General features: G+C 68.9%; 7 protein-coding genes. 2 read left to right on the top strand and 5 right to left on the bottom strand.

The features are described 5' to 3' along the window. The coding region (locus ACM2XV_RS01375) for an Rne/Rng family ribonuclease (protein WP_487025738.1) at positions 1–2,135 on the bottom strand (2,135 nt) is incomplete at its 3' end. A gap of 259 nt (positions 2,136–2,394) precedes the next feature. On the opposite strand from ACM2XV_RS01375, the gene ACM2XV_RS01370 reads away from it, so the two are divergent. Next, on the top strand, positions 2,395–3,006 hold the full coding sequence (locus tag ACM2XV_RS01370) for a vitamin K epoxide reductase family protein (RefSeq protein ID WP_487025737.1): 612 nt from the start codon (positions 2,395–2,397) through the stop codon (positions 3,004–3,006). 8 nt (positions 3,007–3,014) lie between these two features. Here ACM2XV_RS01370 and ndk read toward each other — a convergent pair whose 3' ends face one another. Genes ndk through ileS form a run of 4 tightly spaced genes read right to left on the bottom strand, consistent with a single transcriptional unit; the run spans position 3,015 to position 8,399 of the window. Continuing rightward, a complete protein-coding gene (ndk, locus tag ACM2XV_RS01365) occupies positions 3,015–3,437 on the bottom strand; it encodes a nucleoside-diphosphate kinase (protein WP_344777359.1) in 423 nt (140 codons plus the stop codon). After that, complete coding sequence (locus tag ACM2XV_RS01360) at positions 3,434–3,787, bottom strand: DUF4233 domain-containing protein (RefSeq protein WP_487025736.1); 354 nt, start codon at positions 3,785–3,787, stop codon at positions 3,434–3,436. The genes ndk and ACM2XV_RS01360 overlap by 4 nt, the downstream gene beginning before the upstream one ends. Continuing rightward, positions 3,784–5,178 carry a bifunctional folylpolyglutamate synthase/dihydrofolate synthase gene (locus ACM2XV_RS01355; protein ID WP_487025735.1) on the bottom strand — a complete coding sequence of 465 codons (1,395 nt, stop codon included), beginning with the start codon at positions 5,176–5,178 and terminating at the stop codon, positions 3,784–3,786. The genes ACM2XV_RS01360 and ACM2XV_RS01355 overlap by 4 nt, the downstream gene beginning before the upstream one ends. Continuing rightward, the gene (gene ileS / locus ACM2XV_RS01350) at positions 5,175–8,399 is read right to left on the bottom strand and encodes an isoleucine--tRNA ligase (RefSeq protein WP_487025734.1); all 3,225 of its coding nucleotides are present in this window, start codon (positions 8,397–8,399) and stop codon (positions 5,175–5,177) included. Before ileS ends, ACM2XV_RS01355 begins: the two co-directional genes overlap by 4 nt. Positions 8,400–8,684: 285 nt before the next feature. On the opposite strand from ileS, the gene valS reads away from it, so the two are divergent. Then, complete coding sequence (gene valS, locus ACM2XV_RS01345; RefSeq protein WP_487025733.1) at positions 8,685–11,264, top strand: valine--tRNA ligase; 2,580 nt, start codon at positions 8,685–8,687, stop codon at positions 11,262–11,264. Positions 11,265–11,267 lie beyond the last annotated feature (3 nt).

Genomic DNA, 11,267 nt, shown 5'->3' with positions numbered 1-11,267 from the left:
TCGACGTCGATGACCTGCACGGGAGAGGTGACCGGGTGGCCGAGCGTCGAGGCCGCGATGCGGGCAAGGCTGCTGCGTGCCTCCTCCGTCAGCTGGTGCGTGCCCTCGTGGGTGTGCGCGCCGTTCCCGTTGCCATTGCCGCCGTTCGAGGCGCCACCGCCGTTGCCGTTGCCGCCTCGCTCGCCGCGGCCGCCTCGACGGCGCTCGCTGCCGCGCTCGGGCTGCTGAGAGCGGTGCTTCACGACGGGGTCGTGGTGCACGATGACACCGCGGCCTGCACACACCTCGCAGGGCTCGCTGAAGGTCTCGAGCAGGCCGAGACCGAGCTTCTTGCGCGTCATCTGCACGAGGCCGAGCGAGGTGACTTCGGCCACCTGGTGCTTCGTGCGGTCGCGGCTCAGGCACTCGACGAGGCGCCGAAGCACGAGGTCGCGGTTCGATTCGAGCACCATGTCGATGAAGTCGACGACGACGATGCCGCCGATGTCGCGCAGCCGCAGCTGGCGCACGATCTCTTCCGCCGCCTCGAGGTTGTTCTTCGTGACGGTCTCTTCGAGGTTGCCGCCCGAGCCGACGAACTTGCCGGTGTTCACGTCGATCACGGTCATGGCCTCGGTGCGGTCGATGATGAGCGAACCGCCCGAGGGCAGCCAGACCTTCCGGTCGAGCGCCTTCTCGATCTGCTCGGAGATGCGGAACTCGTCGAACGCGTCGTCCTTATCGCCGCTGTACGCCTCGACGCGTTCGAGCAGATCGGGGGCGACGTGGCCGAGGTAGCGCTCGATGGTCTCGCGGGCGTCATCGCCCTGGATGATCATCTTCTGGAAGTCCTCGTTGAACACGTCGCGGACGATCTTGATGAGCAGATCGGGCTCGCTGTGCAGCAGCGCCGGCGCCTGCACCTTCTCGACCGCCTCGCGGATCTCGGCCCACTGCGCGGTCAGCCGGTTCACGTCGAGGGTGAGCTGCTCGTCGGTCGCACCCTCCGCAGCGGTGCGCACGATGACGCCCACGTTGTCGGGCAGAACCTCTTTGAGGATCTTCTTGAGGCGGGCGCGCTCGGTGTCGGGCAGCTTGCGGCTGATGCCGTTCATCGACCCGTTCGGCACGTAGACCAGGTACCGGCCGGGAAGCGAGACCTGGCTGGTGAGCCGAGCACCCTTGTGTCCGACCGGGTCCTTCGTGACCTGCACGAGCACCTTGTCGCCGGGCTTGAGCGCGAGCTCGATGCGACGGGGCTGATTCTTCTCACCGGACTCGGCCTGTGCCGCCTCCCAGTCGACCTCGCCCGAGTACAGCACGGCGTTGCGGCCGCGGCCGATGTCGACGAACGCGGCCTCCATGCTGGGCAGCACGTTCTGCACCTTGCCGAGGTAGACGTTGCCGATGAGCGACGCCTCCTGGCTCTTGGCGACGTAGTGCTCGACGAGCACCTTGTCCTCGAGGACACCGATCTGAATGCGCCCCGCCTTCGACCGCACCACCATCGTGCGCTCGACGGCCTCGCGGCGCGCCAGGAACTCGGCCTCGGTGATCACCGCCCGGCGGCGGCCCGCGTCGCGGCCGTCACGGCGGCGCTGCTTCTTGGCCTCGAGGCGCGTGGACCCCTTCACCTTCTGCGGCTCGGTGATGAGTTCCGGCTCGCGCTTGGCGGGCTTCTCGCGTTCGCGCGGCTGGTCGTCGGATGCTCCGCCGGAGCCCCCTCGCCGGCGACGTCGCCGGCTGCCCGGCGCTCCCCCGTCGGACTCGGTCGCGATCTCGTCCTCGTCGTCGATGTCGGGCAGGGCGATCACGGGCGGCGCCTGGAACAGCAGCGTCGTCGTCGAGACCGGGCCCGCGAGAGGCGCTGCCTGCTGCGAGCCGACCACGGGGATCGGGGTCGTCAGCGGCTGCGGCAGCGCCGGCGCCAGGGGGTGGTCCTGATCGGCGGCGACGGCCTCCTGGTCGATCGGCGCCGGCTCGGGGACACCCTGCTCGGTCGCGACCGGAACGTCGGGCTGGGCCGGCGACTCGGAGGTCACGGCCGGGGCATCCGTCTCTTCGGCCTTGCGGCGACGCCCTCCGAAGAAGCGGCCACGACGCTTGCCTGCGCCTTCGGTCGCGCTGTCCTGCGTGTATTCATCTTTTTCCACCATCTCTGGTGCACTCCTCGTACCGAGCGGCCGAAGCCTGCGCCCCGGTCGCTACGGGAACTCTCCTGGGGCAGCTTCTGCAGCTGCCGCAAACCTTCACTCGGCGGGCCAGATCGCCCGCCTGCCCGTGTTCGCTGTGGGAACACGAAAACCTTGTCTTCTGCGGCCATCGTCCGCCTGGCGGGACGGCCTGCACCCCATTATCGCACGGCGTGTCTTCCGGCCCGGTTCATGCCTAACCCGGCATGCGATACTCGGCCCTGTGTCAGACACCGCACCAGAGACCGAAGACCGCCCGCGCCATCTTGCGCTCGCCCTGCTGCTGATCGTCGGCGGCGCGCTCGGGCTCCTCGCCTCGTTCTCGCTCATGAAGGACGACCTGGCCCTGCTCACCGACCCGAACACGAACCTCGGCTGCTCGATCTCGGCGTCGATCCAGTGCGGGAAGAACATCGGGTCGTGGCAGGGCAGCGTCTTCGGATTCCCGAACCCGATGCTCGGGCTGATGATGTTCACCGCGCCGATCATCGTGGGGGTCGCGCTGCTCGGCCGTGTGGAGTTCCCGAACTGGTTCTGGCTGCTGTTCAACCTGGGGCACTGGTTCGCGATCGGCTTCATCGCGTGGCTCTCGACCGAGAGCATCTTCTTCATCGGCACGCTCTGCCCGTGGTGCGCGCTGGTCTACGCCGTCGTCATTCCGATGTGGCTCGCGGTCACGCTGCACAACATGGCGGTCGGCCGCTATGGGAAGGCGCTCATCGGCACGGGCACGGCGCTCGTGAGCTGGGTGCCGCTGCTGTCTCTTGTGCTCTACGTCGTGATCGCGCTCGAGGCGCAGCTGCGCCTCGACCTGATCAGCCAGCTGTTCGGCTGAGCGCTCGGCTAACCGAACCAGAGGGCCAGCTCGCGCGCGGCGGACTCGGGCGAGTCGGAGCCGTGCACGAGGTTCTGCTGCACCTTGAGGCCCCAGTCGCGGCCGAGGTCGCCGCGAATGGTGCCGGGCGCGGCCGTCGTCGGGTCGGTCGTGCCCGCGAGTGAGCGGAACCCCTCGATGACGCGCTCGCCCGCGACGCGGATCGCGACGATCGGACCCGACTGCATGAATTCGATCAGCGGCTCGTAGAACGGCTTGCCCTGGTGCTCGGCATAGTGCTGCGAGAGCAGCTCGAGGTCGGCCTCGACCAGGCGGATGTCGACGAGCTGGTACCCCTTCGCCTCGATGCGGCGCAGGATCTCGCCGGTCAGGTTGCGGGCGACGCCGTCGGGCTTGACGAGGACGAGGGTCTCTTCGACAGGGGTGGTCACTGCGGGTTCTCCGTTTCGTTGTGCTTCTGCCGCTCGACCTTATCGGCCGAGTACATGGCGTAGATCCAGATGGCGAGGAACAGGGCGCCGACGATGAACATCATGTGCACCCAGATGCCGGCGAGGATGGCGAGCACCTGCACGGCGAAGCCGATCCAGGTGCCGACGCGGTACCGCAGGGTCAGGATGGCCACGATGGCGAGGGCGATCAGGACGACGCCGCCGGTGATCACGACCGCTGACGGCGCGACGTGCAGGCCCCACGCGACGAGGCCGCCGAGGAACAGCACGATCAGCTCGAAGCCGAGCACGATCGAGCCGACGGACTCGCGGACGCTGCGGTTCCTCACTCGCCGTCCTCCGCGCGGGGCGCCTTCCACCCTCGCTCGGTCGCGAGAGCCATGGCCTCGCCGACGAGGGTGATCGAACCTGTCACCACGACGGCCCGCTTCGGGCCCTCGAGAGCCCACGCGCGCGCCGCCTCGATCGCCTCGCCGAGATCCTCGACCTCGTCGACGCGCTCGTGCGTCCACTCGTAGACGTCCTCGGCGAGATCCTCGCTCGATCGCGCACGGTCGGAGTGGGATTGCGTCACGATCATCGTCGCGGCCGCCGGCGACAGCTCGTCGACGATGCCGTGCGCGTCCTTGTCCTTGAGCACGCCGAGCACGAACGCGATCTCGTCGAAGTCGAAGAAGCGCTCGAGCGCGGCGCGCAGCGTCGCCGCTCCGGCCGGGTTGTGCGCGGCATCCACGATCACGGTCGGCTCGGTGCCGATCAGCTGCAGGCGCCCGGGGGACGTCGCGCCTGCAATGCCCTCTTCCACGAGCTCGTGCGTCAGCTTGTGCGCGCCGCCGCCGATGAACGCCTCGACCGCGGCGATCGCGACCGCGGCGTTCTGCGCCTGATGGTCGCCGTAGAGCGGCAGCGTGAGCCCGTCGTAGGCGCCCGCCGTGCCGCGCACGTCGATCAGCTGGCCGCCGACGGCGACGGACGTCGCGGTGACGTCGAATTCGGCCGGCTGCGCGATCACGGATGCCCCGTGCCGGGCGGCCGCCGCCTGCAGCTCGCGCATCGCCTCAGGCGTCTGCCGAGCCGTCACGACCGTGGCGCCGTCCTTGATGATGCCGGCCTTCGTTCGTGCGATCTCAGCGATGGTGCCGCCGAGCTGGGCCATATGGTCGAGCGCGATGGGGGTGAACACCGCCACCGTGCCGTCGCCGACGTTCGTGGAATCCCACTCGCCGCCCATGCCGACCTCGATCACCGCGACGTCGACGGGGGCGTCGGCGAAGCAGGCGAAGCCGAGCGCCGTCACCGCCTCGAAGAACGTCAGTCGCGGTCGGCCCGCCGCCTCGAGCTCCCGGTCGACCAGGTCGAGGTAGGGCTTGATCTCTTCCCAGTTCCGGGCGAGCGCCTCGTCGGTGATCGGCTCGCCGTCGATCAGGATGCGCTCGTTGAAGCGCTCGAGGTGCGGGCTGGTGAGCAGACCGGTGCGCAGACCGTAGGCGCGCAGGATGCTCTCGGCGATGCGGCTCGTCGACGTCTTCCCGTTCGTGCCCGTGATGTGGATGATCGGGTATGCCTTCTGGGGGTCGCCGAGCACCTCGACGGCGCGTCTGGTCGCGTCGAGGCGGCGCTCGGGCTTCGCCTCGCCGACGCGCTCGAGCAGTTCCTCGTAGGCGGCGTCGGCCGCTGCGCGGTACGAGTCGTCGCCGCCCTGAGCCTGTCGAAGGGTCATGCCGACACCTCCACCTTCTGCACGTCGATCGACGGCTCGCCGACCGCCACGTCGAAGTCGACGGCCAGTGTCTCGGCCGCGATGAGCTCGGCGTGGGTGCGTGCGGCGGCTGCGGATGCCTCGTCGAGCGTGAGCTGCAGCCGGATGCGGTCGCTGACGTCGAGCCCCGCGGCCTTGCGCGCGTCCTGCACGTTGCGGATGAGGTCGCGGGCGGCGCCCTCGGCTGCAAGCTCGGGCGTCACGTGGGTGTCGAGCAGGACGAAGCCTCCGCCGGGCAGCAGCGCGAGCGCCTCTGAGCCGTCGCCCTTCTGCGCCACCTCGAGCACGAGCTCGTACTCCCCCGGCTCGAGCGCGATCCCGCCTGCGGTCACGACGCCGTCGCTCTCGCTCCAATCGCCGCCGCGCGCCGCCTTGATGGCGTCCTGCACCTGCTTTCCGAGGCGCGGTCCCGCCGCGCGGGCGTTCACCGACAGCCGGCGGGTGATGCCGTAGTCGTCCGCACTCGTCTCGGTCTCTGCCACGAACGCCACCGCCTTCACGTTCAGCTCGTCGCGCAGGATTCCGTCGAAGGCCGAAAGCCGCGAGGCATCCGGCACGACGACCGTGAGCTGTGCGAGCGGCAGGCGCACGCGCAGGCCGTTCGCCTTGCGCAGCGACAGGCCCGTCGAGGCGATCTGACGCACGGCGTCCATCGCGGCGACCAGCTCGTGGTCGGCGGGCAGCTCGGCAGCATCGGGCCAGTCCTCGAGGTGCACGCTGCGCCCGCCGGTGAGCCCCTGCCAGATGTGCTCGGTGACGAGCGGCAGCAGCGGCGAGGCGAGGCGGCAGAGCGTCTCGAGAACCGTGAACAGCGTGTCGAAGGCGTCGGCGTTCTCGCCGTCTTCCGTGACCCCGACCCAGAAGCGGTCGCGCGAGCGGCGCACGTACCAGTTCGTCAGCACGTCGGCGAAGTCGCGCAGGGCGGCGGCGGCGAACGGGCTGTCGAGGTCGTCGAGGTGCTCTGTGACCGACTCGACCGTCTCCCGCAGCTTGGCGAGGATGTAGCGGTCGAGCTCGTTCGTCGAGTCCGTGCGCCGCGTCGCCTCGTACCCGCAGGCGTTCGCGTAGATCGTGAAGAAGTAGTACGAGCTCCACAGCGGCAGCAGCAGCTCGCGCACACCCGAGCGGATGCCCTCTTCCGTCACGATCAGGTTGCCGCCGCGGATCACCGACGACGACATCAGGAACCAGCGCATCGCGTCGGAGCCGTCGCGGTCGAACACCTCGGAGACATCCGGGTAGTTGCGCAGGCTCTTCGACATCTTCTGCCCGTCCGAGCCGAGCACGATGCCGTGGCTGAGCGCCGAGCGGAAGGCCGGCCGGTCGAAGATCGCCGTCGCGAGCACGTGCTGCACGTAGAACCAGCCGCGGGTCTGGCCGATGTACTCGACGATGTAGTCGGCCGGGTTGTGGGTGTCGAACCACTCGCGGTTCTCGAACGGATAGTGCACCTGCGCGAACGGCATCGACCCCGAGTCGAACCAGACGTCGAACACGTCGCTGATGCGGCGCATGGTCGCGCGCCCGGTCGGGTCGTCGGGGTTCGGTCGGGTCAGCTCGTCGATGAACGGGCGGTGCAGGTCGACCTGCCCCTCGGCGTTCCTCGGCAGAGTGCCGAAGTCGCGCTCGAGCTCGTCGAGCGAGCCGTAGACGTCGATGCGCGGGTGGTTCGCGTCGTCGCTCTTCCACACCGGGATCGGCGAGCCCCAGAAGCGGTTGCGGCTGATCGACCAGTCGCGCGCGCCCTCGAGCCACTTCCCGAACTGCCCGTCCTTGACGTTCTCGGGCACCCAGGCGATCTGCTGGTTCAGCTCGAGCATGCGGTCCTTGAACTCGGTCACGCGCACGAACCAGCTCGAGACCGCCTTGTAGATCAGCGGGTTCCGGCAGCGCCAGCAGTGCGGGTACGAGTGCTCGTAGCTCGCCTGCCGCAGCAGGCGGTGCTCGCTGCGCAGCAGCTGCGTGAGCGGCTTGTTCGCGTCGAAGACCTGCAGGCCGGCGACGGGGGCGATGTTCGCGAGGAACTTCCCGCCGTCGTCCACCGAGACGATCACGGGGATGCCGTTCGCCTCACAGACGCGCTGGTCGTCCTCGCCGTAGGCGGGCGCCTGGTGCACGATGCCGGTGCCGTCTGCCGTCGTCACGTAGTCGTCGACGAGGATGCGCCATGCATTCTCGGTGCCCCACGTCTCGGCATCCGCGTAGAAATCCCACAGCCGGTCGTATTGCACGCCGGCGAGCTGCGCGCCCATGATCGTGCGGGTGACGGATGCCAGCGCGGCGGCCGCGTCGTCGTAGCCGAGGTCCTTGGCGTAGTTGCCGACGAGGTCGACGGCGAGCAGGTACTCCCCCGCCTCTTCCGGGGTGTCTGCGGCGCCGTTCGGGCCGGCCGGCACGACGGCGTACTCGATGTCGGGCCCGACGACGAGCGCGAGGTTGGTCGGCAGCGTCCAGGGGGTGGTGGTCCACGCGAGCGCGCGCACCGCGGTGAGCCCCAGCGACTCGGCCTTCTCGCCGACCAGCGGGAACGTGACCGTGACGGTCTGGTCCTGGCGCATCTTGTAGACGTCGTCGTCCATGCGCAGCTCGTGGTTCGACAGCGGCGTCTCGTCGCGCCAGCAGTAGGGCAGCACGCGGTAGCCCTCATAGGCGAGGCCCTTGTCGTAGAGCTGCTTGAAGGCCCACAGCACGCTCTCCATGAACGACAGGTCGAGGGTCTTGTAGCCGCCCTCGAAGTCGACCCAGCGCGCCTGGCGGGTGACGTAGGCCTGCCACTCCTCGGTGTAGCGCAGCACGGATTCCTTCGCGGCGCGGTTGAAGGCGGCGAGACCCATCTTCTCGATGTCTGCCTTGCCGTTGATGCCGAGCTGCCGTTCGGCCTCGAGCTCGGCGGGCAGGCCGTGCGTGTCCCACCCGAAGACGCGCTTGACCTGCTTGCCCCGCATCGTCTGGTAGCGCGGGAACAGGTCCTTCGCGTAACCCGTCAGCAGGTGCCCGTAGTGCGGCAGGCCGTTCGCGAACGGAGGGCCGTCGTAGAACACCCACTCGTCGCAGCCCTCGCGCTGGTCGACGGATGCCTGGAAGGTGTCGTCCTTCTTCCAGAAGGCGAGCACCTTCTGCTCGATCTCCGGAAAGCGCGGGCTCGGGACGACTTCCGGCTCATCGGACTTGGGGTACGGCAACGCGGCTCCTCAGTGGATCTGAATCACTAGCCGAGGACGCGGCTCTCGTCGCGCGGTACCACCTCGATTGATGCGGCACCTGGATGCCGCACCCTCTCGTTTCTGAGGCTGTGACGGGCCCGACCCGTTCGGTTCTACTGAGCTCGCGCCGTTCTTCCGAAGACTCCCCGGTGATGGCCGGATCAATGTCGATGCCAACAAGTCTACCGATAGACTGTGCAGACATCCCACACTCAGGCACCCTCTGACGCGGTGCCGCACATAGCGAAGACGAGGCCCTCTGACATGACTGCGATCCCTGACAAGCCGGCATTGGAAGGCCTCGAAGCCAAGTGGGGTGAGGTCTGGCGCAGCAGCGGCACGTACTCCTTCGACAGGAAGGCCGCGCTCGAGGCATCCGATCGCAGCTGCATCTACTCGATCGACACGCCGCCTCCCACTGCGTCGGGCTCGCTGCACATCGGCCACGTCTTCAGCTACACGCACACCGACGTGGTCGCGCGGTACCACCGCATGCGCGGCAAGACCGTCTTCTACCCGATCGGGTGGGACGACAACGGGCTGCCCACCGAGCGCCGCGTGCAGAACTATTACGGCGTGCGCTGCGACCCGTCGCTGCCCTATAAGCCGGACTTCCAGCCGCCCTACGAGGGCGGTGACAACAAGTCGAGCCGCGCCGCCGATCAGGTGCCGATCTCGCGCCGCAACTTCATCGAGCTGTGCGAGCGGCTCACGGAAGAGGACGAGAAGCAGTTCGAGGAGCTGTTCCGCCTGCTCGGGCTGTCGGTCGACTGGGCCCAGACCTACCGCACCATCGGCCCCGAGTCCATTCGCGCTTCCCAGCTCGCGTTCGTGCACGGCGTGGAACGCGGCGAGGCCTACCAGGACTGGGCGCCCACGCTGTGGGACGTGACCTTCCGCTCCGCCGTCGCGCAGGCGGAACTCGAGGACCGCGACCAGCCGGGCGCCTATCACCGCCTCGCCTTCCACGGCGCAGAGGGCGACGTCTTCATCGAGACCACCCGGCCCGAGCTGCTGGCCGCGTGCGTCGCGCTCGTGGCGCACCCCGACGACGAGCGCTACCGGCCGTTGTTCGGCACGACCGTGCGCACGCCCATCTTCGACGTCGAGGTGCCGGTGCTCGCGCACCACCTCGCGCAGGCCGACAAGGGCACGGGCATCGCGATGGTCTGCACCTTCGGCGATGTGACCGACGTCACCTGGTGGCGCGAGCTGCAGCTGCCGACCCGCGCGATCATCGGCTTCGACGGTCGCATCGTCGCCGAGGCGCCCGAGGCGATCACCTCGGAGGCCGGCCGTGACGCGTTCGCACAGCTCGCCGGCCTCACCGTGTTCAGCGCCAAGAAGACCATGGTCGAGCTGCTCACCGCCTCGGGCGAGCTCATCGGCGAGCCGAAGCCGATCCAGCACCCCGTGAAGTTCTACGAGAAGGGCGACCGCCCGCTCGAGATCGTCTCGACGCGCCAGTGGTATGTGAAGAACGGCGGCAAGGACGACGCGCTGCGCGCCCGCCTCATCGAGGCCGGCCGCGAGCTCGACTGGAACCCCGACTTCATGCGCGTGCGCTACGAGAACTGGGTGAACGGTCTCGCGGGCGACTGGCTGATCTCGCGCCAGCGCTTCTTCGGCGTGCCGATCCCGGTCTGGTACCGCGTCGACGAGAACGGCGAGACCCAGTTCGACCAGGTGATCCTGCCCGAGCCTGCACAGCTGCCCGTCGACCCCTCGTCCGACGCGCCGACCGGCTTCGACGAGTCGCAGCGCGGCCAGGCCGGCGGTTTCGTCGGCGAGCTCGACATCATGGACACCTGGATGACGTCGTCGCTCACCCCGCAGATCGCCGCCGGGTGGGAGCGCGACCCCGAGCTGTTCGCGGCCCTGTTCCCCTTCGACCTGCGCCCGCAGGCCCAGGACATCATCCGCACCTGGCTGTTCTCGACCGTGCTGCGCGCCGTGCAGCAGCACGACTCGCTGCCCTGGCGCCACGCGGCGATCTCGGGCTTCATCGTCGACCCCGACCGCAAGAAGATGTCGAAGTCGAAGGGCAATGTGGTCACGCCCGCCTCGATCCTCGAGCAGCACGGCTCGGATGCCACGCGCTACTGGGCCGCGTCGAGCCGCCTCGGCGCCGACGCCGCGTTCGACATCAACAACCCGACGCAGCTCAAGATCGGCCGCCGCCTCGCGATCAAGGTGCTCAACGCCGCGAAGTTCGTGCTGGGCTTCGAGTCCACAGAGGGCGCCGAGATCACCGCCGAGCTCGACAAGGCGATGCTGCGCGAGCTCGCGAAGGTGGTCGCGGACGCGACGGCGGCGTTCGAGTCCTACGACCACGCCCGCGCGCTCGAGGTCACCGAGACGTTCTTCTGGACGTTCTGCGACGACTACCTCGAGCTCGTCAAAGAGCGCGCACACGGCGCCGCAGGTGCCGCCGGCCAGGCATCCGCGGTCGCCGCGCTGCGCCTCGCGCTCAGCGTGCTTCTGCGCCTGCTCGCGCCCGTGATCCCGTATGCGACGGAGGAGACCTGGAGCTGGTTCAACTCCGGCTCGGTGCACACCGCGGCGTGGCCGGAAAGCGAAGAGCTGGCCGCCGTCGGCGAAGGGCCTGCCGTGCTCTCTGTCGCGAGCCAGGCCCTGGTCGGCATCCGCCGCACGAAGACCGACGCCAAGGTGTCGCAGAAGACCCCGATCACCTCGCTGACCCTGACGGGCACTGACGAGCAGCTCGCGGCGCTGCGGCTCGCCGAAGACGACCTCAAGGCCGTCGGGCGCATCGCAGCGGTCGAATACGCTCCGGGCGAGTCCGTCGCGGTGCGCGACGCCGAACTCGGAGATCTGTCCTGACCA

The organism is Gryllotalpicola sp. CP2-P1 (assembly GCF_057512245.1).
Note: the sequence above shows the minus strand (reverse complement) of the source record. Positions and strands in the feature narration are given on the sequence as shown.

What these genes read in the sequence shown, in the direction of transcription:
- ACM2XV_RS01355 (WP_487025735.1), bottom strand. Translation starts at nt 5,178, where the DNA reads ATGACCCTTCGACAGGCTCAGGGCGGCGACGACTCGTACCGCGCAGCG.
- valS (WP_487025733.1), top strand. Translation starts at nt 8,685, where the DNA reads ATGACTGCGATCCCTGACAAGCCGGCATTGGAAGGCCTCGAAGCCAAG.